Annotated in this window: 24 protein-coding genes and 1 pseudogene; 13 read left to right on the plus strand and 12 right to left on the minus strand. The window is 35.7% G+C overall.

Annotated elements, in window-relative coordinates; genetic code table 11:
- The coding region (locus G5W_RS0111460; RefSeq protein WP_010096814.1) for a ribonuclease J at positions 1-912 on the plus strand (912 nt) is incomplete at its 5' end.
- 37 nt (positions 913-949) lie between these two features.
- Here the strand turns inward: G5W_RS0111460 and G5W_RS0111465 are convergent.
- The 7 genes and pseudogenes from G5W_RS0111465 to cbpB form a co-directional block, all read right to left on the minus strand.
- Positions 950-1,615: a potassium channel family protein gene (locus G5W_RS0111465; protein WP_010096816.1), complete on the minus strand. Its 666-nt coding sequence runs from the start codon at positions 1,613-1,615 to the stop codon at positions 950-952.
- Positions 1,616-1,708: 93 nt separating this feature from the next.
- Complete coding sequence (locus tag G5W_RS0111470) at positions 1,709-3,550, minus strand: ABC transporter ATP-binding protein (RefSeq protein WP_010096818.1); 1,842 nt, start codon at positions 3,548-3,550, stop codon at positions 1,709-1,711.
- 14 nt (positions 3,551-3,564) lie between these two features.
- Positions 3,565-5,312, minus strand: a pseudogene (locus tag G5W_RS22205) (ABC transporter ATP-binding protein).
- A gap of 193 nt (positions 5,313-5,505) precedes the next feature.
- The gene (locus G5W_RS0111480; protein WP_010096821.1) at positions 5,506-5,748 is read right to left on the minus strand and encodes a YkuS family protein; all 243 of its coding nucleotides are present in this window, start codon (positions 5,746-5,748) and stop codon (positions 5,506-5,508) included.
- Between the two features lie 68 nt (positions 5,749-5,816).
- Positions 5,817-6,947, minus strand: coding sequence for an N-acetyldiaminopimelate deacetylase (locus tag G5W_RS0111485; RefSeq protein WP_010096824.1), 1,131 nt, complete (start codon positions 6,945-6,947; stop codon positions 5,817-5,819).
- Between the two features lie 15 nt (positions 6,948-6,962).
- Positions 6,963-7,679, minus strand: a complete 717-nt coding sequence (gene dapD / locus G5W_RS0111490; protein ID WP_010096826.1) for a 2,3,4,5-tetrahydropyridine-2,6-dicarboxylate N-acetyltransferase — start codon at positions 7,677-7,679, stop codon at positions 6,963-6,965.
- A gap of 109 nt (positions 7,680-7,788) precedes the next feature.
- On the minus strand, positions 7,789-8,247 hold the full coding sequence (gene cbpB / locus G5W_RS0111495; protein ID WP_010096827.1) for a cyclic-di-AMP-binding protein CbpB: 459 nt from the start codon (positions 8,245-8,247) through the stop codon (positions 7,789-7,791).
- A gap of 435 nt (positions 8,248-8,682) precedes the next feature.
- On the opposite strand from cbpB, the gene G5W_RS24270 reads away from it, so the two are divergent.
- Complete coding sequence (locus G5W_RS24270; protein ID WP_237706219.1) at positions 8,683-8,919, plus strand: cation efflux transmembrane domain-containing protein; 237 nt, start codon at positions 8,683-8,685, stop codon at positions 8,917-8,919.
- A 324-nt stretch (positions 8,920-9,243) separates the two neighbouring features.
- Here the strand turns inward: G5W_RS24270 and fadH are convergent, their stop codons facing one another.
- The gene (gene fadH / locus G5W_RS0111505; protein WP_010096830.1) at positions 9,244-10,011 is read right to left on the minus strand and encodes a 2,4-dienoyl-CoA reductase; all 768 of its coding nucleotides are present in this window, start codon (positions 10,009-10,011) and stop codon (positions 9,244-9,246) included.
- A 152-nt stretch (positions 10,012-10,163) separates the two neighbouring features.
- On the opposite strand from fadH, the gene G5W_RS0111510 reads away from it, so the two are divergent.
- The 4 genes from G5W_RS0111510 to G5W_RS0111520 all read left to right on the plus strand — a co-directional run bounded on the left by G5W_RS0111510 (position 10,164) and on the right by G5W_RS0111520 (position 12,618).
- The gene (locus G5W_RS0111510) at positions 10,164-11,021 is read left to right on the plus strand and encodes a metallophosphoesterase (protein WP_029191102.1); all 858 of its coding nucleotides are present in this window, start codon (positions 10,164-10,166) and stop codon (positions 11,019-11,021) included.
- Positions 11,022-11,094: 73 nt separating this feature from the next.
- Complete coding sequence (locus G5W_RS23590; protein ID WP_138919029.1) at positions 11,095-11,295, plus strand: hypothetical protein; 201 nt, start codon at positions 11,095-11,097, stop codon at positions 11,293-11,295.
- Positions 11,296-11,420: 125 nt separating this feature from the next.
- Complete coding sequence (locus G5W_RS0111515; protein ID WP_010096833.1) at positions 11,421-12,014, plus strand: SCO family protein; 594 nt, start codon at positions 11,421-11,423, stop codon at positions 12,012-12,014.
- A 127-nt stretch (positions 12,015-12,141) separates the two neighbouring features.
- Positions 12,142-12,618 carry a YkyB family protein gene (locus tag G5W_RS0111520; protein ID WP_010096834.1) on the plus strand — a complete coding sequence of 159 codons (477 nt, stop codon included), beginning with the start codon at positions 12,142-12,144 and terminating at the stop codon, positions 12,616-12,618.
- A gap of 48 nt (positions 12,619-12,666) precedes the next feature.
- On the opposite strand, the gene G5W_RS0111525 is transcribed toward G5W_RS0111520, so the two are convergent.
- Entirely contained in the window at positions 12,667-13,029 is a 363-nt protein-coding gene (locus G5W_RS0111525; RefSeq protein WP_010096835.1) for a hypothetical protein, read from the minus strand.
- Positions 13,030-13,170: 141 nt separating this feature from the next.
- Between G5W_RS0111525 and G5W_RS0111530 the strand changes: the two genes are divergently transcribed.
- Together G5W_RS0111530 and G5W_RS0111535 are read left to right on the plus strand one after the other, a co-directional pair.
- Positions 13,171-14,070 (plus strand): DMT family transporter, encoded by a 900-nt coding sequence (locus G5W_RS0111530; RefSeq protein ID WP_010096836.1) that lies wholly within the window; start codon positions 13,171-13,173, stop codon positions 14,068-14,070.
- Between the two features lie 20 nt (positions 14,071-14,090).
- A complete protein-coding gene (locus tag G5W_RS0111535) occupies positions 14,091-15,248 on the plus strand; it encodes an aminotransferase A (RefSeq protein ID WP_010096837.1) in 1,158 nt (385 codons plus the stop codon).
- 69 nt (positions 15,249-15,317) lie between these two features.
- Here the strand turns inward: G5W_RS0111535 and G5W_RS23300 are convergent, their stop codons facing one another.
- The gene (locus G5W_RS23300) at positions 15,318-15,491 is read right to left on the minus strand and encodes an aspartyl-phosphate phosphatase Spo0E family protein (RefSeq protein WP_010096838.1); all 174 of its coding nucleotides are present in this window, start codon (positions 15,489-15,491) and stop codon (positions 15,318-15,320) included.
- 126 nt (positions 15,492-15,617) lie between these two features.
- Between G5W_RS23300 and lepB the strand changes: the two genes are divergently transcribed.
- The 3 genes from lepB (at position 15,618) to G5W_RS0111560 (ending at position 18,928) form a co-directional block, all read left to right on the plus strand.
- The gene (lepB, locus tag G5W_RS0111545; RefSeq protein WP_010096839.1) at positions 15,618-16,211 is read left to right on the plus strand and encodes a signal peptidase I; all 594 of its coding nucleotides are present in this window, start codon (positions 15,618-15,620) and stop codon (positions 16,209-16,211) included.
- 415 nt (positions 16,212-16,626) lie between these two features.
- Positions 16,627-17,784, plus strand: a complete 1,158-nt coding sequence (locus G5W_RS0111555; protein WP_010096841.1) for a hypothetical protein — start codon at positions 16,627-16,629, stop codon at positions 17,782-17,784.
- A gap of 4 nt (positions 17,785-17,788) precedes the next feature.
- Positions 17,789-18,928 (plus strand): S1C family serine protease, encoded by a 1,140-nt coding sequence (locus G5W_RS0111560; RefSeq protein WP_010096842.1) that lies wholly within the window; start codon positions 17,789-17,791, stop codon positions 18,926-18,928.
- 113 nt (positions 18,929-19,041) lie between these two features.
- Here the strand turns inward: G5W_RS0111560 and G5W_RS21010 are convergent, their stop codons facing one another.
- A complete protein-coding gene (locus G5W_RS21010) occupies positions 19,042-20,991 on the minus strand; it encodes an EAL domain-containing protein (RefSeq protein WP_010096843.1) in 1,950 nt (649 codons plus the stop codon).
- Between the two features lie 27 nt (positions 20,992-21,018).
- On the minus strand, positions 21,019-22,383 hold the full coding sequence (locus tag G5W_RS0111570; protein WP_010096844.1) for a TrkH family potassium uptake protein: 1,365 nt from the start codon (positions 22,381-22,383) through the stop codon (positions 21,019-21,021).
- 356 nt (positions 22,384-22,739) lie between these two features.
- Between G5W_RS0111570 and glcD the strand changes: the two genes are divergently transcribed.
- Complete coding sequence (glcD, locus tag G5W_RS0111575; protein ID WP_010096845.1) at positions 22,740-24,152, plus strand: glycolate oxidase subunit GlcD; 1,413 nt, start codon at positions 22,740-22,742, stop codon at positions 24,150-24,152.
- Positions 24,152-25,477 carry a (Fe-S)-binding protein gene (locus tag G5W_RS0111580; protein WP_010096846.1) on the plus strand — a complete coding sequence of 442 codons (1,326 nt, stop codon included), beginning with the start codon at positions 24,152-24,154 and terminating at the stop codon, positions 25,475-25,477. The genes glcD and G5W_RS0111580 overlap by 1 nt, the downstream gene beginning before the upstream one ends.
- The last annotated feature ends 33 nt before the right edge of the window (positions 25,478-25,510 follow it).

A 25,510-nucleotide genomic window follows, 5' to 3' on the forward strand; every position in this document is an offset into this window, starting at 1 on the left:
GCTGTATTCGGTCGAAGCATGGAATCAGCTATCAATTTAGGGCAAGAGTTAGGCTATATTCAAGCACCTAAGGATACGTTTATTGATGCCAATGAGATTAATCGTCTACCAGCGAATGAAGTAACTATTTTATGTACTGGATCCCAAGGTGAAGCAATGGCAGCTCTTTCAAGAATTGCTAACGGTACACATAGACAAATTCAAATTATCCCTGGGGACACAGTTGTATTCTCTTCCTCACCAATCCCGGGAAATACAATTAGTGTAGGAAAAATCATTAATATGCTATATCGTGCTGGAGCAGAGGTTATTCATGGGAAGTTAAACAACATCCATACTTCCGGGCATGGTAGTCAAGAAGAGCAAAAGTTAATGTTACGATTAATGAAACCTAAATTCTTTATGCCTATCCACGGTGAATATCGGATGTTAGTAGAGCATACAAAGCTTGCTGAAATGTGTGGCTTGAATATTGAAGATACTTTTGTAATGGATAATGGTGATGTACTTGCACTAAGTAAGGATAGTGCCCAAATAGCAGGAAGAATTCCATCTGGATCTGTTTATGTAGACGGTAGTGGTATCGGTGATATCGGTAATATCGTATTACGTGATCGACGCATCCTTTCTGAAGAAGGTCTAGTAATTGTCGTTGTAAGTATTAATATGAAGGAATTTAAGATAGCTGCAGGTCCTGATATTATATCTCGCGGTTTCGTCTACATGCGTGAATCGGAAGATATGATTAATGAGGCTCAAAAGTTAGTTTCCTCACATTTAAATAAGGTAATGGAGAGAAAAACGACTCAGTGGTCTGAAATTAAAAATGAAATTACAGATACCATTGCTCCATTCTTATATGAGAAAACAAAACGACGTCCGATGATTTTACCAATTATCATGGAAGTTTAATAAAAAGGAAGGTACCATCAAGGTACCTTCCTTCTTATTATTCATCCATAACCAGTTGTCTTTCAAACCTTGCAATATCTTTATCAGCGCCAACAACAATAAGAATGTCATCCTTTGTTAACGTGTCCTCGGGTGTTGGAGAAACGTTAATATGGTTTCCCTGTTTGATAGCAACTACTGTACATCCATACTTCGCACGTATATCCAATTCGATAATCGATTTTCCTACCATCTTCTTACCCGCTTTCACTTCCACAATACTATGGTCATCAGAAAGTTCTAAATAATCAACAATATTATTAGATATAATACTATGTGCAATCCTACGACCCATGTCCCTTTCAGGATGAACGACCTGATGTGCACCAATTTTATGCAAAATTTTGGCATGATAATCATTTTGCGCTTTAACAGTTATTCGTTGTACACCTAATTCAACTAATACTACGGTTGTTAAAATACTCGCTTGAATATTATCCCCTATTGCTACAATGACATGGTCAATGTTTTTAATCCCTAATTCTTTTAAAGTAGTCTCATCAGTCGAATCGGCTATGACAGCATGTGATGCAACATTTTTATATTGATTAACACGTTCCTCATCCCGATCTACTGCAAGTACTTCCATTCCTTCCCTACTCAATTCTTGACAAATACTTCCCCCAAATCGTCCTAATCCAATTACCGCAAATTCTTTTCTCATTTTGTTCCTCCACTTGTAATCTTGTAATTTATACTTTACCAATTGACATAAAAAGAAGCAATTTTCATAACGAAAATTGCTCCCTTTTTCCAATTATATTGCATCAAGCATTTGGAACTGGGATCGAACTAATTGATAATATTCTCCCTTTTTGTCCATTAATTCTTGGTGACTTCCATTTTCTAGGATCTTACCATTTTCTAAAACAAAGATATTATCTGCTTCCCGAATTGTAGAAAGCCTATGGGCGATTATTATCGCGGTTCTTCCTTTTAACAACCTTCTCAAAGCCGCTTGAATTTTCAGCTCTGTTTCTGTATCGATACTTGCTGTTGCCTCATCTAAAATGATGATACTCGGATTTGCAAGGAGTGCACGCGCAAACGATAATAATTGCCTTTCTCCAGCAGATAATATGTTACCTCGCTCTTCTACTTCAGTATGGTATCCATTTGCTAAGCGTTTAATGAAATCATCTGCACCCACTACCTTTGCGGCTTCCATTATTTCTTCATCTGTAGCATCTGGTCTTCCAAATCGGATATTATCCATGATTGTTCCAGAAAAAATAAATGTATCTTGTAGTACTACACTAATATGGTCACGTAAACTTTTTAATGATGCTTCTCTCAGATTATGACCATCAATCTTCACTTGCCCTTTCGTCGGGTCATAAAAACGACTGATCAAGTTTGCTATCGTGGATTTTCCACTTCCAGTATGTCCGACCAATGCAATGGTTTGACCAGCCTTCATCTCTAATGATACTTCGTGAAGTGCAATTCTATCGTTATCATACGAAAATTGAACTTTGTCAAATTCAATATGTCCCTTCATCTCGTTAAATTCATATGGATTCTCTACTTCATCAACGTTAGGCTTTTCATCTAAATATTCAAAGATACGTTCAGAAGATGCCATTGCAACTAATAACTGGTTATACATTTGTCCTAAGCGAGAAATTGGATCCCAGAACATCCCTAAGAAGAATGCAAATGCAACGAATGTACCTAATTCTATACCACCATTCGCCGGACCTTGAATAATTAAATGAGCACCAAAAACGATTAATATTACGGTACCGACTGCGTTACTCATCTCAACAAACGGACGGAACATCGCACTCTTTCTGGTAGCGTCAAGCCATGCATTATAAGTATCTGTATTTAATCCGTTAAAGAACTCCGTATTTTCCTTTTCTTGTGTGAAAGATTGGGTAATACGAATTCCTTGAATACTCTCGTTTAGATGCGAATTCATACGAGATTGCTGAATCCTTACTTCCTGCCAAGTTCGGCGAATCTTTCTCCGTAGAACAGTAGTAATATAGAACATTAATGGAAGGACAACCAGCACTGCAATTGCTAGTTTAGGGCTTAACGTAAATAGAAGCGTTACAATTCCGAGTAATGTAGCAATATCCATCAATAAGTTTATAATTCCGCTCGAAAATAGTTCCTGTAAGGAGTTAGTATCATTCATAATCCTTACTAAAATGGAACCTGCAGAACGCTTATCGAAGAAGTTATTCGATAGACTTTGTACATGTGTAAACAAGTGCTGCCTTAAATCAAAGATAACATTCTGCCCCAACAAGTTAACCCATTTAATTCTTAAATAGTTTGCTATATAGCTTAAAAGGTATAAAACCCCAATTATTATGACTAGGTAGATTAATAGTGTAGTATCCTTATTAGCAATTGCTATATCAATTGCAGCCTTCCCAATTAATATAGGTATCGCTAAACGGATAGCAGTGGAGATTATCATCACTATTATCGCACCGAGCAAATATGTTTTTGTATATGGTTTTAAATAAACTAATAATCTCCATATCTGCTTCCAGTTAAACGGTTTTTCAATTGCCTGATCAACCGTATAATAAAATCGTTTTAAGTGTCGTTTATCAGGTGCCTGTTCTTGGTTAGTCGCCATAAATATCTCCCCCCTTAATTCACAGCGTTCATGATGACATCATGATCTTGGTATTGAATATCATATATTCGTTTATAAGCACCATTAATCTTCAGTAATTCATCATGTGTTCCACTTTCAATTACTTCCCCATTATCTAAGACTAGTATTTCATCTGCATGTTTTAACGAAGAGATTCGGTGAGCAATGATAAAGGATGTTCGACCCTTCATCACCTCTTTTAGTGCCTTTTGGATTTGAAATTCTGTTTCCATGTCTACAGCTGAAGTAGCATCATCGAGCACTAATATACTAGGATCAACACAGATCGCACGAGCAATAGCTATACGCTGCTTTTGACCGCCAGATAACCCCATACCTCTTTCACCTAATAAGGTGTCATAACCCTTGGGCATAGCCATAATAAAATCATGTGCTTGTGCCCGCTTAGCAGCACCAATAATTTGTTCATCGGTAGCATTCGGGTTACCATATGCTATATTTTCACGTATGGTGGTAGAAAATAAAAATGACTCTTGTAGTACAAAACCGATATGGTTTCGCAAGGTTTTCAAATCATAATCTTTTACTGGTCTATCATCTATTAATAATTCGCCACTCTCTGGTTCATAAAAGCGTGTAATTAATTGTGTAATACTTGTTTTACCAGAACCAGTAGCTCCGATTAATCCTATAGTTTTACCAGGAGGTGCATCAAAAGTGATATTTTTGAGTGCGGAGTCATCATCCTCTGTATATGTTAATGTTACATTGTTAAAGGTAACATGACCTTTAATTGATTCTTTAATCGGATTTTCCTTTATAACGATATCCTCATGTTCTTCGAGTATTTCACGTAATCGTTCTCCCGAAGCTTTTGCTTGAGAAAACATATTAATGACATACCCCACATTCATAAGTGGACCCATGATATACCAAACTAAACTAAAGAAGGCAACCAGTTCCCCTAAAGCAAGATCCTCATTAATAACCAGGTAACCACCAAAGGCAAGTAACGCTACAGAACAGACATTTCCAATGAACTCCATTAATGGGAAGTATTTTGCCCAAAGTTCAGATGTTTTAATGTAATTCTGGCGATAATCATCATTACTTGACGAAAAGCGTCCAATTTCAAAGTCCTCACGAGATAACGATTTAACGGTCTGCATCCCACTAATATTCTCTTGGACTCTCGTATTAAGTTTTCCAAATGACTTCCGGATACCACGAAACGCTGGATGGGCACGTTTTTCAAAGCTCATTACCACAATAATTAAAAAAGGCATAGCCGCCATTGTGACTAGTGCAAGTGGTATGGAATAATAAAACATAACCGTCAAACTGATTCCAATTAGAAAAACAATACGAACTAATTCCGCAAAACCAAAGGATAGAAAGAAGCGGAATCCTTCTACATCTGAAGTTAATCGTGACATAATGTCACCTGTTTTTGCATTATCATAATATTTAAACGATAAAACTTGAAGTTTTTTATATAGTGCATCACGGACTTTATACACCGTGATCACTCCAAAACGTTCACCTAAATATTGATGATAGAATGTAGCTATTCCTTTAACTACCATTAACACCACAAATGCAGTTGCAATCCAAGGAATTAAATTATATTTTTCTTTTGCAACAACTTCATCAATTGTTATTTGCAAAATGATTGGATACACAACCGTTATGACCGTAACAAAAATAAAAAGAATAATGATGCAAAAAAGTACTTTTTATATGGCCAATAAAATTGTTTTAGTTTTTTAAATGTATCCATTTGTTCCCCTCCCCCTTGAAGTAGATATCTTTCACGTAATTACTAATATAACGGTTTCCGAAATAAATTACCACAACTTTTTATAATTTTTTCAAAAATTATTAATTTATTGTAATTCACTCTATACCAATAACACATCGAATCCAACAATTAAAAAGAGGATGCTTCACAAACGAAACATCCTCTTTTCAATTTAACTTAATTTTTCATTAACCATTTGACAAATTTCCTCTGCGTTTTGCCCACTAGCATTGATTACAGGACCCGCAATACTTGTATTAGCCATTCCCATCACATCTTTATCTAAACCAGAAATAACACAACAGTCACAATGTGCTGTATCCGATTCAGATTTAAGCGCAATTACTTCATGCCCCATTTCCATTAAGGCTTCTTTAACGTCGGTAAGGGATTCTTCTACCCCAATTCTTGCCATCGTCTTCAACTCCTCTAAGTATGCATTTTACACACATAGTTTTACCTATCAGAAAGAAGATATGCGATTTAATTTTCTTTTGATGATAATTGATTAATTGTATGAACAACAGCTTTTACGCCGACAACTAAAGCCTCTTCCTTAGGGGCTAGCCTAGCATGATGAAGACCATAAGGAGAATCAACACCAAGCCAAAACATAAAACCTGGAATGTCCTTCAACATAAACCCAAAATCTTCTCCGGTCATTGCTTCCTTAGCTTCCTTAAATACAATACCACAGTTCGTCATTGCCTCTTGGAAGGTTTGCACATAATCTGCATCATTGTAAACCTGATAGTAATTGGAACCATAATCTAAGTTAATTTGACAATCATAGGTAACCTCAAAACCCTTCGCAATATTCTCTATCCTCGATTTTACTTTCTCGATTGCGGATGGCTTTAACGTTCGTATGGTTCCCTCTAAACGAGCTGTTTCCGCTATTGCATTTTGAACATGTCCGCTTGTCATTTTGCCTATAGTCACAACGGCACTGTCCAACGGATCTAATCCTCTTGATACGATGTGTTGAATCTGGGTAATAAAACTTCCCGCAGCAACAGCCATATCCTTTGAAAGATGTGGGTATGCTGCATGACCACCTTTTCCAATAAAATCAATAAATAATTCACTGGTATTGGCGAAAAGTAGTCCAGGCTTACTTGCAACTGTACCAACTGGATGTTCCGGGGCAATATGTAAAGCAAACATACAGTCAGGTTTCCATTTGTTAAATGCATCAGACTGTAAAAGTGGTAATGCCCCTCCTGGACCTTCCTCAGCAGGTTGAAATACAAATAATACATCATCCTGTATCCGATGTTCTATTACGTTGTTTAATACGCCTAAAGCTATTGCCATATGAAAGTCATGTCCACAAGCATGCATTCTTCCATTATGTGTCGATGAAAAAGGTAATCCAGTCTCCTCCTCGATAGGTAAACCATCCATATCGGCACGGTACCCGATAGTCTTAGTCGGATTTAATCCTGAAACTTTAACCAGTATACCTGTTTCCCATCTTTGTATTTCCACATGCTCATTTGCCATTTCTTGTATACAAGACAATAAATATTTTTGTGTCTGAAATTCCTTGAATCCTAGTTCTGGGATTTGATGTAATTCTCGCCTAAATCGGATTAGCGTTGCAAGCTCCATAGTTTGTCTCCTTGATTAGTTATCTAATTTACGAAGTTCTTGCTTAATTTCTGTCTTAGCTTTTGTACCCTCATCGATTGCTTTTAATACTTTAGCAGGCGTACCTGCTACTAATGTATATGGCTCAACATCTTTCGTTACAATAGCACCAGCAGCTACAATCGCCCCTTTACCAATTGTTACCCCTTCTAATACAACTACGTTTGCACCAATTACTACATCGTCTTCTACTACAACTGGTTTAGCCGATGGTGGTTCAATCACCCCTGCTAGTACTGTTCCAGCTCCTATATGACAGTTTTTTCCTACCGTGGCACGTCCACCAAGTACAGCATTCATATCAATCATTGTTCCTTCTCCGATTACCGCACCGATATTAATCGATGCCCCCATCATAATAACTGCACCTTCACCAATCTCTACTTGATCTCGTATAACCGCACCAGGTTCAATTCTGGCATTGATATGTTTTAAGTCTAGTAGTGGAATTGCAGAATTACGTCGGTCATTCTCGATCACATAATCAGTTATGGTAGATTTGTTTTCTTCCAAGAACGTAGAAACCTCCTTCCACTCACCAAATAACACCCCAGAATTTTGCTCAACAAAGGCTTTGATGGCACCATATGAAAGCTTTTGTAAATTTTCCCCTTTAATATAAACCTTTACAGGTGTTTGTTTTTTACTATTGGAAATAAAACTTATTATTTCGTTAGCATCCATTTTTTTCATAACGTTTGGAACCTCCTATACTTTTCTTATTTTTCACTTTAACAGAGAGTTCTAAATCGGGCAATTATAAAAATTAATCCCCCCTTCGCATTTGCAAAAGGGGGGAAACTTAGTTACTTTCCTTATTTTTACCGGAAGTATAATAATCCTTCCTAATTTCCTTCAAGATTGCTCTTCTAGTAAGAATTCCGTCAAACTGACCCTCTTCATCCACAATACAAACGAAAGGAAAATCAATTAATGCTTTAAGTCCCTCAATCACACTCTCTTCTCTTCGTAAACGTGGAATATCTGTCACCATAACATCTTTTACCTGCAACTCTGATAAGCGTTGTATCTCAAATTGCTCTAAGCCCAATATTTCATTTAGTATTCTAGTTTTCCCGATGGTACCAACTAATCTATAGGCCGGATCCAAAACTGGAACAGCTGAATAACCTGATTTCACCAACACTAATAGGGCATGCTCTAAAGGGTTGTTTACTTGCACATGAGCAACTTTTTCAGAAGGTATCATGACATCTTCAATTGTGAGCGTTGCCAATTCTTTATCTTGTAATAAACTCATTTTACCCACTCCTTTTTATCTAGCTAAATCTGAACACATATCCATGAAGGGGTTTCAATAACTTGATCACTGTGTCTGTTTACCAACTAATTTTAGTGTAACACATTCAAACTTGTTTTAGCATGTACGATATTCCGTATGATCATGGATAAATCGTGTAACATCATTTACAACATGAACATATGTTCATGTTGTAAATGATGTTAACCTTTTTGTGAGATTGGTGAACGAACAGTTACGATATACAAAACATATAGCTTTAAACGGTATGAGATAATTGCAGCCTTCCTTAATGGGGTTACTATAATACTCATCTACCTGTATATATTCTATGAAACAATCACTCCATTTGTCGAGCAGGAATAAGTAAATTCGAATATGATTTTTATTGCTGCTATAGGGTTAATAGTCATTATAGTTGTTGCATATTTTCTCATGAAAAGATATGTGGAAGAAAATCTGAATATGAAGAGCGCACTTCTCCATGTGTTAGGTGATTTACTTGGATCAGTTGGTGCTATCATTTCCAGATTACTCGGCTCAGCCTTTAACTGGTATTGGGCAGATCCGATTGCAAGTATTTATAGTAGCAATTTTAATAATCATTTCTGGGTATCGTGTAACAAAAGATTCGCTTCATGTATTAATGGAAGGAAAACCAAATCACATTGATCCAGTGAAACGGAGTTATTGAAATTAGATGGCGTTATTGATCTACATGAACTTCAAATTTGGTCCATCACTTTTGAATTACCAATGTTAAGTTGACATTCATTGTAGAAGATTTTGCAGACTTGGATAAATTTATTATGAGTGGTAGAAATCTATTAGAAAGTACTTTCCACATTACCCGTGGGATCCTGGAAATTGAAGAGAAAAACCTTTCAACACATGACTACAATCATTGCAATTCATGACAAATGACAGAAAACCTAAACCACTTCTAGCCTGTAGAGATGGTTTAGGTTTTTATATTCATGTAAATCTACTTAACATCTAAAAAGGGAACTTATTTAGCCATTGTCCTCCATCCATTGTTACAACTTCTCCATTTATATAAGAGGCTTTATCAGAAGCAAGGAAGTATGCTAGTTCAGCAATTTCCTCCGGTTTTCCTAATCTTTTTAATGGAACAGACTCTAATGTTCTTTTAGCTGCTTCCTCGGATAAGAATAATTTGTCTGCCCCTCCTGTTCGTTCGATCGGTCCTGGGGCAATCGCATTTACTCGAATACCGTATTTTGTTCCCCATTCTACAGCTAATGTCCTCGTCATATTTAATACCCCTGCTTTTGCTGCTGATGAATGAATGACTCCGGCACCAGCATTCCAAGCATATGTAGCTACCATATTAATAATGGAACCCTCGATACCTTCTTTAATCCAATAACGTCCTACCTCTCTTGAACAATAGAAAGTACCGTTTAATACAATATCAATTACCGCATTCCAGCCGTTTATGGATAAATCCTCTGCAGCACAAATGAAATTGCCAGCTGCGTTATTTACTAGATGATCGATTCTTCCAAAGCGATTGACTGTTTCTTGTACCATATGTTCCACATCCTCTGGCTTACGCACATCCATTGGAATGCTGAACAATTCCCCTTTTGCAGTTTCTCCTAGTTCTTTTACTACAGAATCTAACCTATCTGCATCCCTACCAGTAAGGATTACATGTGAGCCCTCATCTGCAAATTTTTTAGCCATATATTTTCCCATTCCACTAGAACTACCTGTGACGATTACTACGTGATTCTCCATTATGTTCTCCCCTTTTCTTTACGCTTCTAACTACCATACTATTTATATTTATTAAAAAAGTCAAAAAACACTGGGTGATATTTTACTTCGTTTTTTGGAAATCCATGATGTATGCTATAATTTCAAGTAATACAGATATGAAAGGTGAAATTATGAATAGGAGATCATTTCTTAAAAAGTTAATCGGGAGTGCATTAACTTTATTAGGAATAAGTGGGGGAACCTATTATTACGCACGTAACATTGAACCTGGGCTTCTAACGATAAAAAAAGAATCCATATCCAGTCCTAGAATCCCCAGTTCATTTGATAATATGAAAATTGTTCAATTTTCGGATACACATATTGGATTTCATTATACACTTGATCAATTTCAAGAACTGACAAAGAAAATCAATCAGTTGAAGCCGGATATCATCGTCTTCACTGGTGACCTAGTAGACGCACCAAATCATTACAAATGGGATAATAGGATTATTCATTTATTAAAATCATTACAAGCACCCTATGGAAAGTTCTGGGTGTTCGGGAATCATGATCATGGCGGGTATGGCACCGAGATCGTTCAATCTGTTATGAGTGAGGCTAATTTCACATTATTAAAAAACAGCCATGAAGTTATTGAAATTGAACATGAAAGAATCATCATTGCTGGGATTGACGACGCCATACTAGGACAACCTGACTTACAGAAAGCCATACAACATACCAATTCAGAATTGCTAACGATATTATTGGCGCACGAACCTGATTTTGCTGATCAAACCATTAACTTCCCTGTTGATGTTCAGTTATCTGGTCATAGTCACGGCGGACAAGTTAGACTACCGTTTATTGGTCATTTATATACCCCTACATATGCAGAAAAATATGTTGATGGTAAATATACATTTGATACTAGTGATCTCCATCTTTATGTTAGTCGTGGTATTGGTACCACTAGATTACCCTATCGTTTCTTATGTGTTCCTGAAATCTCATTGTACACGTTAAAGAGCAAAGAAATGTGACAGGTAACCATGCTCCACTTTGCTGGCTCATGCATAAATTGTACTAAAGCATGGAAAGAAAGGGAGATGCCTGTTGTACTATTCACCGACGACAGTACAAAATCACAATGTTCCATTACAGCATACCGATGAAAGAGTTTTTCCTATTATTCCTTTTTTAACAGGACTAGTGGCAGGACCATTACTGTATCAAGCATTTAATCCGTACTATAACTATCCATACCCTGTTTATATTCCGTATGGATACCATTACAATTACAATTATTATTACTAAAGATTAGAGAGGACGTCTTCCATAGATATCCTCTTTTCTTATTAGTTGTAACAGTTTATTCATAGTTTTAGTATTCTTGCCGTGTTACAATTACTATTAGAGTATACATAATGGAGGATTTATATATGAAGAAGTGGAAGTTTTCCCTGATAGTAACCATATTAGCTTCTTGTCTCTTGCTAGTTGCGTGTGGCGGTCAAAAGTACGAAGGTGATTTCTCTTATAAAGTAGATGACTTCACTTTCACCAATCAAGATGGGGAAGAGTTTAGCAAGAGTGATCTAGATGGTAAAATATGGATAGCGGATTTCATTTATACTACTTGTGACACAGAATGTCCTCAGATGACTTATAATAAACAAAAAATCGAACGATCTCTAACTGAAGCAGGAATTAATGATGTAGAATTCGTCTCATTTAGTATCGATCCTGAGGTTGACACCCCTGAAGTGCTTAAAGAGTACGGAGAAGTTCGTGGAATTGAATTTGATAATTGGACTTTCTTAACCGGATATGATTTTGATACGATAAAAGAGCTGGCTGTATCATCGTTTAAAATACCTATCGAGAAAATGAAAGATGATGATAGTACATTTATGCATGGTGTGTCTTTCATGGTGGTTAGTCCTGAAGGAAATGCGATTAAGAGCTTTAATGGATATTACATGACAGAAGAACAAGTCACAGAGGTTGTCGACTTTATAGAAGGAATGCTTTAAAACTTTAGGATGTCTCGAGATGGAGAAGATGAATCCATCGATGGGACATCCTCTCTTTTTTATTGAAAGTGGACAAGCTTTACGATACTATGAAACTAACTAGTGTTTTGAGAAAGGAGGAAGATTAATGGGAAATCATAACGGAGTTTCACTTCACGATTTAGCCAGAGCAATATACACGGTAAATCGCCATGCTAAAACAGCACCTGAACCACAGCATTTATACTATATAAAAAAAGAAACACTTAAACGCTTGCTTGATGAAAAGAAAGCAAAAAAGATCGGTTTACATTTCTCCGACCATCCCAAATTAAGTAACCAGCATTCTACCCTCTTAGTTCAGGTGGAAGACTATTACTTTCACATCCCTCCTACAAAGGAAGACTTCCAGGAGCTAAAACATTTAGGATCACTAGACCAAAATTTTCGTAATCCACAGACGAGAATGTCATTATCACAAGCTAAAAAAATAATATATCAATATATTGACTGGAAACCTGCTAATAAAAACAATAAACCAAAACAAAAAAACTACTCATCATCCTATTTTACCCCCTCCTCATTAGGTAAAATGGAATGGCCACCACGTAAAACCTTTCGTTAATTCTTAAAGATGTCTTCTGATCTCAATTTGTCTAGAAGACATCTTTTTTTATACTTTGTTCCTCTTTTTCAACAAGTTCTTATAAATATGGATAATCAATAATATTAATCCAAAGATCGATAATGCCTGTAATGAAAACTTTAATAATTGATAGGTTATCATCTGTATTTCACCTGAGATTAATACTACTATGAAAAATAATGTCATAAAGGATAACCCACTCAGTAAATAGCTCAATACTCTATCTGATTTTGTTGAGACAAGAATCAATGTGATTGGTCTAATGACAAAGTAGCATCCTGCAATCCCTAGAAAAATAACAAAAATAAAAAATACTTCCTTCGATATCCCTAGTGATTGTAATTGTGATAATTTTAGCCATTCTACCTTGCTAAATAGTTCTTCTTGCATACTACCCCACCCCCCATTTGGTCTTTCTCATCATTTTAGGCGGATAAATAATAATATATACCTATAAATAATGCGCTTATCCAATTTTCAATATATTTGCTATAATCATTTATATGGATTCTCATGAAGGAGGCTATTCAGTTGAATAAAGTAGCAATACTTTGTATTGTTTTAGGTGCTTCATTATGGGGGACGATTGGATGGTTTGTGAGAAAGTTATATGAGTTCGGTTTTAGCCCAATGGAAGTTGTGACATTGCGTGCCACTACGACTACCATATTATTGCTTACCTATCTCATAATCATCTCACCCAAAACATTATGTTTATCTTCGTTTCGTGATATAAAATACTTCATAGGCACTGGAATTTTTAGTATTATATTTTTTAATTACTGTATGTTTAGTACAATCGAATTATCCACTATACCAATTGCTACAGCCTTATTATATACTGCGCCTGCTTTTGTAACGATATTTTCCTTTTTCCTATTCAAAGAAGCGATTACGCAACGAAAAACAATTGCGCTTGTAGGGACCTTATTAGGAACTTGTTTCGTTGTAGGATTGTTGCCATTCCAAGTAAATTCCTTACCATTGGGCAGTTTATTGTTTGGTATCGGGTCTGCTATTGGATATGCAATGTATAGTATTTTTAGTAAGTACGCTCTACAAAAATATTCAAGTTTAGCAATTACTACTTATACTTTTATTGTGGCTACGATTACGTTACTACCTTTTTTTCCTTTTCGTGATAAACTAGACATATTTTTGCAACCAGAGGTATTATTTTATGCATTTGGGTTAGGTCTTTTCCCTACCGCAATAGCTTACATTGTCTATACATACGGATTAAATAAAACGGAGGCATCAAAAGCCTCCATCATATCTACTGTTGAACCAGTGGTTGCTACCTTAATTGGTATATTTATTTTTAAGGAGACCTTAACTCTAATACAGTTAATAGGAATGCTTCTTATTATAGGAGCTGTTATAAGTATGCAAATACCTTCGAAGAAAATAAAAATAGAATTAAACAATTGAAAAATTTTGGAGGAAGAAACTTGGAAAACTTACTGAATACACAAGTGAAATCAATCGAACTATCTGGAATTAGAAGGTTTTTTAATATGGTATCAGATGAAAAAGACATCATTTCCCTTACAATTGGGCAACCAGACTTTGTTACCCCTACACATATTAAAGAAGCTACAATTCAAGCGTTACATACAAATAAAACTACCTACACCAATAATGCAGGGATTCCGGAACTTCGAAAGGCAATATCCAATTTTTATGAAAAAAAATACAATGTACACTATAATCCTGATAATGAAATCATCGTCACAGCAGGTGCATCACAAGCAATCGATATCGTATTTCGAACTATTTTAAATCCTGGTGATGAAGTGATATTACCTTCCCCTATTTATCCTGGTTATGAGCCGTTAATTACATTAGCTGGTGCTATACCGGTATACGTCGATACGACGCAGGCCGATTTTAAACTAACAAAGAATAGCCTTTCAAATGCCATAACGGAAAGAACGAAATGTGTCGTACTTCCATATCCATCGAATCCGACAGGTGCATCATTTACAAAAGACGAGTTGAGAAATCTAGTCGATGTATTAAAGCAGAAAAATATATTCATACTAGCAGATGAAATATATAGTGAACTCGTGTATGATGATACGCACACTTCTATCGCTAGTTTTCAACAAGTAAAAGACCGTACTATTGTTGTGAATGGCTTGTCTAAATCGCATTCCATGACAGGTTTTCGAATTGGCTATACACTTGCACCAAATTGGCTAACAAAACATTTGTTAAAAGTTCATCAATACAATGTATCTTGTGCTTCTTCTATAAGCCAGTACGCCGCTCTCGAAGCCTTAACCAATGGCGTGAACGATCCAGAAAGAATGAAAGAGACTTATCGTGTAAGAAGGGATTTCGTATATAATCGATTAATGGATATGGGACTGTCGGTTAACAAACCAAACGGAGCATTTTATTTATTTCCAAGGTTCCCCGATACCACTCTCAATTCCTTTGAACTGGGTGTTGACTTAGTTAAAAAAGGGAAAGTAGCAATTGTACCTGGCGGAAGTTTCACCTATTTAGGGGAAGGTTATATGCGATTATCCTATGCATATGACATGAAGACATTAGAAGAAGGTATAATACGTATTGAGCGGTATTTATACGAACATTTTTAAAACAAAAAGACGGGATAATCAAAATTTTTGATATCCCCTTTATTTCCCTATACTATCTAATAGTAGTTTCTATATCTCTTTTGTATCCTGTTGTTTACTTTTTTCATAAATATTTAACAATCGGTCTAATTCTTGACTCATTGCAATGGATTCCAAACTGGTTATTCCCTGCTTCATTGCAATAGAACTCATTTTCATACGAAGTTTCTCTATTTCCTCTAGGAGCTTGTCAGTATCGTACATCAATAAATACAATACCTCCTTTTATTATTTCTATTAATGTAGCACATATTAAAACCTATTAACAAATAAATTTAACATTTTTTACATATTTTTATAATGACAAGTGTATTTTAACAGTTATTTTATATGATTGTTGCTATAATGGTAATAGGTTACTTACGTAAAAGTACTTTATATAAAGAAAGGAATGTCATCGTTGACCCAAGTAAGAGAAAAAAAGAATGGGTGGAATGGGGCAAAGCTATTTTAATTGCCATCATACTAGCATTTTTACTACGAACTTTTATCTTTGCAACTTCGATTGTTGAAGGAGATAGTATGGACCCTACCCTACAAGATGGAGAACGAGTGATTTTTAACAAGCTAATTTACCTGGTTGACGAGCCTGACAGAGGAGATATTGTCATTATCCACCGCCCAGAAAAAAACTATGTGAAACGTGTGATTGGACTTCCTGGTGAAACAATTGAAATACGAAATCATAATCTTTATATAAATAATGAGCTTTATGATCAAACCTTCTTAACGGAAGATGCAAAAAACCATACAGGAAACTACGGTCCGATAACTGTACCGAGTGGGCGCTTTTTTGTTATGGGAGACAACCGTTCTATAAGCAAGGACTCTAGAAATGGTTTAGGTTTTATTATGGAAGACGAGATAATTGGTAGGTCTGAATTTGTCTTCTTCCCTTTTAGTGAAATGGCTAAAACAAGATAAGATTAGATAAATCTGCATAAGATTGTATACTAATCTAGGCGTGAAGGTATTTAATATTTTCCTATCTGCTAAAAAACAAGGTTGCCTTGATGAAATCATCAAAGCAACCTTTTTCATACCTTATTTTTCATTATCTACTACCATACTCCCGATAAAATATAATAGTATTACAAAACAAACAATCCCTAATCCTAATTCCATGCTGCTGCACCTCCTATAAATATTATATGTATAATTACACTTTTAATAAAAGTGAATCCAGCCGGAACAAGCAAGAGCCTCTATCTTCATCTTCAAAATATTTATGCATGTATAATCATACCATATCCCCCTCCTAAATAAAGAGAAATATGTTAAGATAGAGATAAAATAATTGACGAAATTTATCGACCAACTATAGGAAGCAGGTGAAGCCATGTTACACTGCCCTCACTGTGGTTCATTTATAAATGAGGAAGAACAATTTTGCGTTACATGTGGCAAAAAACTCCCCACAGATATCCACCTTCGTTCCAATTCCAATTCCAAAGCAACTAAGCTCTGGTTTTTACCAATTGGTATATTTGTTATCTTACTTCTAACTATAACCCTATTTAATAGTTTTCTGGATCGGCAATCCACACAAGCCAAGAAATACTATCAATTAGGTGAAGAAAGCATCGAAGTTGGTAATTATAAGAAAGCAAAGCAATACTTCCAGTCTGCTGTAGAAGCAAAACCGAATTTTTCGCAAGGAGAAATCGCGCTGGAATTTGTTCAAAAGACTACTTCTGTGAAAGAGTTGCAAGATCATGCGAATAAAGCACTTCAAGATAAAGACTTCCAATCCGCCTTATCCTTTATCAATGATGCTGAAGATTTATTGAAGAACTTTAATGGAATCGCAACTTCTAAAATTGTTGAGGAATTAGAACATCACCGAAATACGATTAAAATCGAACAATTAAAAAGTCTACTTTCAGCTGATGCCACAATTGATGAGTTGAAGGTGTTAATTTGGGAGGCTGACTCCATTAAAGATGAAGAAGCTGCTCAAATAGCGGAAAACATTCGAAATCAAATTATTGACTACACTTATACAAAAGCTAGTGAACAGCTATCCGAAAAGCAATTTAGTGATGCTCAATATATTGTAGACGATGGACTAAAATATGCTCCATATTCAGACAAGCTCCAAAGTCTAAAGACAACGATTGAAAAAGAAAAGGTTACATTTGAAACCACGCAAGAACAGCGTATACAACAAGCAATTAACACTGCAAATGAAGAGCGAGAAATGAATGAAACAGATGCCATTAAGGTGGTTGATGTAAAATTAGAAAAAAATAGTCAAGGAAATCTAGTTGTAAAAGGAGAAGTAAAGAGTATTGCAACAATCCCTATCAGTTCAATCCAAGTAGAATATGCACTCGTTAGAAATAATACGGAGTTCCTTACAAATGGTGTATATGTCTACCCTGACACACTATATCCGAATGAAAATGGGAAATTCGAATTTACTCATTTCGATATGAATGTGGATATCAAACAAACTACCGCGAACGTTAAAAAGATAACCTGGTATACGGAGTGAAAAAATGTTATATGTGAAGAAAAAGTTACCGATGATCGTTTCTATTGTACTTCTATGCCTTGGAATTAGCATTCTTATTTATTTGTTTTTTACATGGCGTTCCGAGGAATTAACCATAAGTAACCCTAACATTGAACAAGTACAAACAGATAATGAAACAATTGATTTAAAGACTATCATTCATGAAGCTGAAAAAAATGTCGTACAAATTGAAGCAAGAGATGAGGTTAATACCCTTACTGGTTCTGGATTTCTTTTTAACGAAAAAGGGGATATCATCACAAATGCTCATGTCGTAAAAGATGCAGAGGCGATCTATGTTCGAACTGCCAATGCTCGTGTATATCCTGCAGCTGTCATTCGAATTGGTGATTCAACGGACATTGCTGTGATCCGAGTACCACAACTTGCAGGAGAAGAAGGATTAGCAATAGAGAAAGAGATTACTTCTGAAATTGGTGATGAAGTTATTGCTCTTGGCAGTCCACACGGTTTTCAAAATACAGTTACACTAGGGATAATTTCAGGTACTGCACGTAATTTCACGGTGGATGGATTTGATTATCATAATGTCTATCAAATTTCTGCTCAAATAACCCATGGAAATAGTGGAGGTCCATTAATCAACAGAAATACCGGTAAAGTAGTCGGTATTAATTCGGTGGGAACAGATGACGGAACCATTGGTTTTAGTATCCCAATAACAGATGTTATCAAAGACATTGAGACATGGTCCAATGAAGCAACGAATAATCAGTTAGACTTTACCAGTACAGAAGACTTATTAAAGTCCTTTGATCCAGAACAATTTAAATTTGATGCTGAATATGTGATGGAATACTTTATAGACAGTCTAATCATCCGGGATTACGTTGCTGCCTATTCCCTATTAGGTGATTCTATCCAATCCAAAACCTCTTACACTAATTTCCGGGAGGATTATATTCAGGTGGTAGATGTAGAATACAGTCATCAATCCACTACACTAACTGATGATAACAATGTAAATGTACTTGTTGATGTGTCTTTCACAAAAAATCAACCTAATAAAGAAGAGCAACTCATCAATAAAATCACCTATGAATTTACCATCGGTTATGAAAATGACCAATTAAAAATAATTACTTTAGACGAGAAAAAATAGAAACTGAATAAACCCCAAATGTTTTTTATTTAGATTACGAATTGGATAATTTCCAATCCATCAAAAATGCCTCTAACGATGTATACATACATTGTCTAGAGGCATTATGTATTTCATACTAAAAATCGCCGTAATTGTTCAGGTGGTAATGGTTTACTAAAGAAATATCCTTGCATTTGATCACATCGAACATTCGTTAGAAAGTCCAACTGCTCCACAGTCTCTACACCTTCAGCGATAACTTTCATGTTTAAAGAATGCGACATGTGAATAATAGACTTGATGATGGCTTGATTTTGTATTTGATTCTCATTTAAGAACATTTTATCTATTTTCAACTTTGTAATGGGAAACATACTTAAATACTTAAAAGAAGAATAACCTGTGCCGAAATCATCAATAGACACTAGTACGCCAATATTTCTTAAATCATTTAAAGTGTGTAATATTTCTTCTTCATTGGACATTGCCATACTTTCTGTTATCTCCAACTCCAAATAACGTGGATCAAGGCCTGTTTCCTCTAATACCTCTTTTATCTTATGAACGAGATTGCGTTGGTGAAATTGCTTCGCAGATAAATTTACACTAACAGTTACCGGTTTAAATCCATCATCCTGCCATTCCTTATTTTGTCTACATGCCTCATACAGGACCCAATCACCAATATCAATAATTAAACCAGTCTTTTCAGCTAAAGGAATGAAGTCTACAGGACTTATGTAGCCTTTTTCAGGATGTTTCCAACGAATTAATGCCTCTAATCCCACAACTTCATCATTACACAAGCTTTTTTGCGGTTGATAATGGAGTTCAAAACTCTTTTCTGCTAATGCTTTTCTTAGTTCTGATTCCATCGTAAGCATAGTTTTAAAATTCTCTGATATGGATGAATCAAACAAGTTATAATAATTGCGATGCTTCTCTTTTATCACATACATAGCAGAATCTGCATGTTTTATTAAATCAGACGGCGTTGACCCATTCTCAGGAAAAATACTGATCCCAATACTTACAGTTGTGTAAATTTCATATTCGTCTATTTTAATTGGCTTTTCAAATTCGGCAATTAGCTTTTCTGCAAAGATTATTGCCTGATTTTTAGAAGTATCACGTTGTAGAATTAGAAATTCATCCCCACTCATTCTTGCAACAAAAGTGTCCATTTGCTGAAACGTTTTTAAACGATTAGCACAAGCCTGTAGTAATTGATCGCCAAAGGAATAGCCTAAAGTATCATTAATTTCCTTAAAGTAATCTAAATCTAAAAAGAATACAGCAACCTGTTCGTCTACCTCTTTGGCTTGCTGGATGGCTTCCTTAAGCACCTTAAGAAAAAAGTTTCGATTTGGTATATCTGTCAATTCGTCATAGTATGCCATATACTCAATCTTATTTTCATTTGCTATTCGCTCTGTCACATCTCTTATACTTGCCGCGCGAACTATTTTTCCATTTTTATAATATGGATATTGATACATCTCGATATAAAAAACAGTTCCATCATTTCTTTTCCCTTTTAACTCTACAGCACTATCGGTATCAAGATGCTCATAATCAACTAGTTTTCGATAACTTTTCGGATCCATTAATTCATCCATTGCTATTGCTTTTATTTCTTCTTTCGTATAACCAAACATAGTCGCAAAGTTCTCATCACAGTCTATGATCTTTTTAGATTCGTATAATACGATTCCTTCAACAGATCCTTCAGATATTTGATTAATATACTGCTTAATCTCTTCCGCTCGGTCACATACCGATAATTCTTTTAGTAGCAGACAATATATCCCATCTTCTATCATTAAGGACTTTACTTCGATTAATTTGCCTTTCTCATGTTTGATTTCCATTATTAAGTGCGACTTTTGTTCACCAGCTAATAGATGAAAATCCAAATAATCTTCTATAGCATTTGTCTTAGAAGAATTCGAATTTAAAATCGAAAAAGCCGCTTCATTTCCCTCCAGTATTACTCCTTCTCCATCCACAATAATAATTGCCTCTTTTAAGAATGACAGTAAATGATTCGATAATGGTAATGATAATTGTTTTCTTGTCATTAGGGTTTCTCCTCATTTGTTATCTCTTTAACCGATACTAATACGTTCCTTCGGGTAATGATAATCTCCGGTGCGTTTGGATTTCTTAAACATAAATAAAAATGTAATAATCCCTACTCTACCAATAAACATTAAAATCATGAGGATAATCTTTGTCATGGTTGTTAATTCCCCTGTAATACCTAGCGATAATCCCACTGTACCGAATGCAGATGTTACCTCAAACATTATTTCAACGATAGAATAAGGTTCAATCTTTGTAATAATAATGATGGATAAAAACACCATCATCATAGCCATCAAGGTAACCGTTACAGCTTTCATTAAATCTTCATCATGAACTTCTCTTCTAAATATACGAATACTAGTCCCACCACGAGCATATGTAATGATAAATATAACTACTAGAGCAAAGGTAGTTGTTCGAATTCCCCCACCTGCACTACTAGGAGATGCTCCTATAAACATTAGTAATGACATCCATAAATGGTTCGCCTCCGAAAGCTGACTAACATCCATCGTGGCCAAACCACCACTCCTAGTAGTTACAGACTGAAATAAAGCATAGAAAAACGCTTCATGCCAACTTTTCCCTTTAAAAAACTCATTAAAATCTAATAAATAGATCCCAATGGTTCCGACGACGATTAAGATAGCAAATGTTAGGGTCGTCAGTTTCGCAAATAAGCTAAAGTGCATGAACATCCGATTTTCTTTTTTTGAAAACAAGAAATTCTTTATTTCAATTAACACAGGAAATCCAATAGCACCAAAAATGATTAAAAGCATATTGATAAACTGGACGAAGTAATCGTCTTTATATGGAATTAGAGAAGCCCCAGTTATATCAAAACCACCATTTGTTATAGCGCTAATCGTGCTAAAAAATCCATGAAAATATGCTGTGCCCGGGTCATGGTAATACTTCAGAAAATAAGTACCCAAAACAAAGAAAGAGATTAACTCGACTGTCAAAAGTACTAATACAATTTGTTTGATTAATCGAACCATACCTTCAAAATTATTTTGGTTCTGATCCGTCATAATTAATCGCCGTTCTTTTAGGCCAATTTTTTTTCCTAGAAGTAACCAGATAAACGTTCCAATGGCCATTACCCCCACAGCACCTAACTGTAGAATAAAAGCTAAAAGGATTATCCCGGTTGTGCTTAATGTATCAGCTATAGTGATGGTGCTTAAGCCGGTAACACTAAGTGCACTGATAGAGGTGAATACAATATCTATGAATTCAATCTCCACACCATCCTGGTATGCAATAGGTAGTGACATGATTGCAGTGGAAAACACTGCTGCCACCAGGTAGAAGAATAATATGATTCGAACTGGCGATATTTTATTAATCCATCTTAGAAAAGATTTTGGTAATAGCATTGTTCATACTCCCTAGTTTGCTTAGAAAAACTCGCATTCGCTCGTTCTTTGTAAATGTACTTGTTTTTCTTATGCAGGTGAGAAAGATTTTTAATACTTTCCCATCTGCCAAAAAATGGTCATTCATTCTTTTTATTATAGCAATGATTTATTGAGATTTCCTCTATTTTCATAAAACAAAAAAATAAAGGAGAATATTACAGATTATAACGAAAAAAAGCTATTTTAGAAAGTTGTGTTTGTACATAAATTGTTTACATCTGATTAGCACGAATAATTATTTCTGAATATAAATAAAATTTATTGTAAGGTATTTAATTACCTTCGACATCATTATCCATTAGGAGAATGCTACTATGCTGACAGAATCGATACAGAATGAATTAATAGAAATTGTTGGCGTGAAGAACATACAGGTATCCAATTCTAGTCTTTTAGCCTATTCCTATGATGCAACACCTGGTTTTCAATCTCTTCCAGATGCAGTCGTTTCTCCACGAAATACTGAAGAAGTCGCACGCATAGTAAAACTGTGTAATCATCACAGGATACCCATTACGCCTAGAGGATCAGGGACTAATCTAAGTGCAGGCACTACCCCACTTCATGGTGGTATTGTCTTATTGATGAAGCATTTCAATAGAATTTTGGAAATTGATGAAGAGAATTTAACTGTCCGAACACAACCAGGTGTCATCACTGAATCGCTAATAAAATCCGTTGAAGAGAAGGGACTATTTTATCCACCTGATCCCAGTTCTATGAAGGTATCACAAATAGGAGGAAATATTAACGAAAATTCTGGTGGTCTCCGTGGATTAAAATATGGAGTAACTCGTGATTATGTTATGGGACTAGAGGTTGTACTCGCAAATGGGGAAATTATTCGTACCGGAGGAAAGTTAGCAAAGGATGTTGCAGGATATGATCTTACTAGCCTAATAGTTGGTTCAGAAGGCACTTTAGGCATTGTAACTGAAGCAACACTAAAACTAATACCAATGCCAGAAACCAAAAAAACCATGTTGGCACTGTACAATAAAATGGAAGATGCAGCACACACTGTATCCTCCATTATATCCAATAGAATTATACCGGCTACTCTCGAATTATTAGACCAACCAACTCTAAAGGCAGTGGAGGATTTTGCAAAAATTGGATTGCCTACCAATGTTCAAGCTGTACTGTTAATCGAACAAGACGGCACTTCAACGAATGTACAAAATGATATAGGGAGAATCGAGGCTATTTGTCGTGACCATCATGCCAGAGAGGTAACGATTGCTCAAACGAAAGAGGAAGCCGAAGCCTTAACAGCAGCTAGGAGGTTAGCCTTAACAGCACTTGCCCGTCTAAAACCCACTACGATTCTTGAAGATGCCACTGTTCCCCGCTCAGAAATCGCAAATATGGTGATGGCTATTCAATCTATTGCGAAAAGGAATAGATTGACTATCTGTACTTTTGGACATGCAGGAGATGGAAATCTACACCCAACCTGCCTAACGGATATACGGGATACGGATGAAATGAGCCGTGTTGAAAAAGCCTTCGAAGAAATATTCCATAAGGCTATCGAATTAGGTGGAACCATAACAGGTGAACATGGTGTTGGGGCAATGAAGCTACCCTACTTAAATCTAAAGGTTGGCAGTGCTGGGATTGAGGCAATGAAAGCTATTAAACGGGCAATTGATCCAAATCTTATCATGAATCCCGGTAAGATGTTTGTCTTTCTAGAACGGCAACGATTGGTGGTACAAAAATAATGAAACCAAAAGAAAAAAATGATATCGCGAACGCCTTTAAAGAAAATATGGACTATAATGAACTGCTTAACTGTACACGCTGTGGTTTCTGCTTATCTAGTTGTCCTACGTATATAGAAACCAATATGGATGAAACTCATTCTCCAAGAGGAAGAATTGCTCTAATGAAGGCTGTAGTGGATGGCGTAATCGAACCAGACATGGATGTGAAGCATTCTCTTGACTTGTGCTTAGGTTGTCGAGCATGTGAACCAGTATGTCCGTCTGGAGTCCAATATGGACATCTCCTTGAACAAGCAAGAGAAAGTTTTTACCAACACAAAAAAACATCTCTATCCGAGAAATTTACCCATCGATTTATTTTGAATTCTATCTTTCCAAAACAAGAAAGGATGATAAAATCTACTAGTCTACTGGGTTTTTATCAACGGTCTGGTCTCCAAAAACTTACTCGAAATAGTGGTATTTTGGATTTCTTCCCAGAAACAATGAAAACAATGGATAAGGTTCTTCCTAAAGTACCTAGTCGTAATGAAATGAAAAATCGCCCAAATTACTTGCCACCCCCTCAGCATTCCGGAATGCGGGTTGCATTCTTTTCAGGTTGTCTAATGGATACAATCTTTTTGGAAACAAATAATGCTACATTGAAATTGTTACAATACGCTGGATGTGAGGTTGTTATTCCACAGGGACAAAATTGTTGTGGTGCACTACACGGACATAGTGGTGAATTAGAAAAAGCTAAGGAGATGGCAAGGAATAATATTCTAACATTCGAGAATACCAAAGCAGAATATATTGTTACAAATGCCGGTGGCTGTGGAGCTTTCTTACTTGATTATCATTATCTTTTACGTGATGACCCTTTGTGGTCAAAAAGAGCTGAGGAATTTTCCATGAAGATTATCGATATAAGCAGTATATTAATGAAGTTGGATTTTAGCAGTAATATGCTAAAGCTTGATGAACAGATAGTAACCTACCAAGACTCCTGTCATCTAAGGAATGGACAAAAAACTTACTTGGAGCACAGACAATTATTAACCTCGATTCAAGGTGTCAAATACGTTGAGATGAAAGATGCAGATAAATGTTGTGGTTCTGCTGGAATTTATAATTTATTAGAATCTGAAATGTCATTAAAAATACTGGATGATAAAATGAGGCATGTAAGAAATACCAATGCAACCACTATAGTTACAGCAAATCCCGGCTGCCTTCTACAACTGTTAATGGGTATTGAAAGAGAAGGTCTGTCTCATACAATACGCGCAGTACATATTGTTGATTTACTTTTAGAAGCATTGGAAAATAATAATTGAATCATTTAGGAAGGCTAGTTCACTGGATTAATC

This window comes from Ornithinibacillus scapharcae TW25 (genome assembly GCF_000190475.1).
Lineage (GTDB): Bacteria > Bacillota > Bacilli > Bacillales > Amphibacillaceae > Ornithinibacillus > Ornithinibacillus scapharcae.

Excerpts from the sequence above, each read along its gene's own strand:
- G5W_RS0111570 (WP_010096844.1), bottom strand. The coding sequence starts at position 22,383 with ATGCTATTACCAAAATCTTTTCTAAGATGGATTAATAAAATATCGCCA.
- G5W_RS0111515 (WP_010096833.1), top strand. The coding sequence starts at position 11,421 with ATGAAGAAGTGGAAGTTTTCCCTGATAGTAACCATATTAGCTTCTTGT.
- cbpB (WP_010096827.1), bottom strand. The coding sequence starts at position 8,247 with ATGAGTTTATTACAAGATAAAGAATTGGCAACGCTCACAATTGAAGAT.
- G5W_RS0111510 (WP_029191102.1), top strand. The coding sequence starts at position 10,164 with ATGAATAGGAGATCATTTCTTAAAAAGTTAATCGGGAGTGCATTAACT.
- dapD (WP_010096826.1), bottom strand. The coding sequence starts at position 7,679 with ATGAAAAAAATGGATGCTAACGAAATAATAAGTTTTATTTCCAATAGT.
- glcD (WP_010096845.1), top strand. The coding sequence starts at position 22,740 with ATGCTGACAGAATCGATACAGAATGAATTAATAGAAATTGTTGGCGTG.
- G5W_RS0111485 (WP_010096824.1), bottom strand. The coding sequence starts at position 6,947 with ATGGAGCTTGCAACGCTAATCCGATTTAGGCGAGAATTACATCAAATC.
- G5W_RS0111520 (WP_010096834.1), top strand. The coding sequence starts at position 12,142 with ATGGGAAATCATAACGGAGTTTCACTTCACGATTTAGCCAGAGCAATA.
- G5W_RS0111555 (WP_010096841.1), top strand. The coding sequence starts at position 16,627 with ATGTTACACTGCCCTCACTGTGGTTCATTTATAAATGAGGAAGAACAA.
- G5W_RS23300 (WP_010096838.1), bottom strand. The coding sequence starts at position 15,491 with ATGTACGATACTGACAAGCTCCTAGAGGAAATAGAGAAACTTCGTATG.
- G5W_RS24270 (WP_237706219.1), top strand. The coding sequence starts at position 8,683 with ATGAAAAGATATGTGGAAGAAAATCTGAATATGAAGAGCGCACTTCTC.
- G5W_RS0111525 (WP_010096835.1), bottom strand. The coding sequence starts at position 13,029 with ATGCAAGAAGAACTATTTAGCAAGGTAGAATGGCTAAAATTATCACAA.
- G5W_RS0111465 (WP_010096816.1), bottom strand. The coding sequence starts at position 1,615 with ATGAGAAAAGAATTTGCGGTAATTGGATTAGGACGATTTGGGGGAAGT.
- lepB (WP_010096839.1), top strand. The coding sequence starts at position 15,618 with ATGATTGTTGCTATAATGGTAATAGGTTACTTACGTAAAAGTACTTTA.
- G5W_RS21010 (WP_010096843.1), bottom strand. The coding sequence starts at position 20,991 with ATGACAAGAAAACAATTATCATTACCATTATCGAATCATTTACTGTCA.
- G5W_RS0111470 (WP_010096818.1), bottom strand. The coding sequence starts at position 3,550 with ATGGCGACTAACCAAGAACAGGCACCTGATAAACGACACTTAAAACGA.
- fadH (WP_010096830.1), bottom strand. The coding sequence starts at position 10,011 with ATGGAGAATCACGTAGTAATCGTCACAGGTAGTTCTAGTGGAATGGGA.
- G5W_RS0111560 (WP_010096842.1), top strand. The coding sequence starts at position 17,789 with ATGTTATATGTGAAGAAAAAGTTACCGATGATCGTTTCTATTGTACTT.
- G5W_RS0111480 (WP_010096821.1), bottom strand. The coding sequence starts at position 5,748 with ATGGCAAGAATTGGGGTAGAAGAATCCCTTACCGACGTTAAAGAAGCC.
- G5W_RS0111580 (WP_010096846.1), top strand. The coding sequence starts at position 24,152 with ATGAAACCAAAAGAAAAAAATGATATCGCGAACGCCTTTAAAGAAAAT.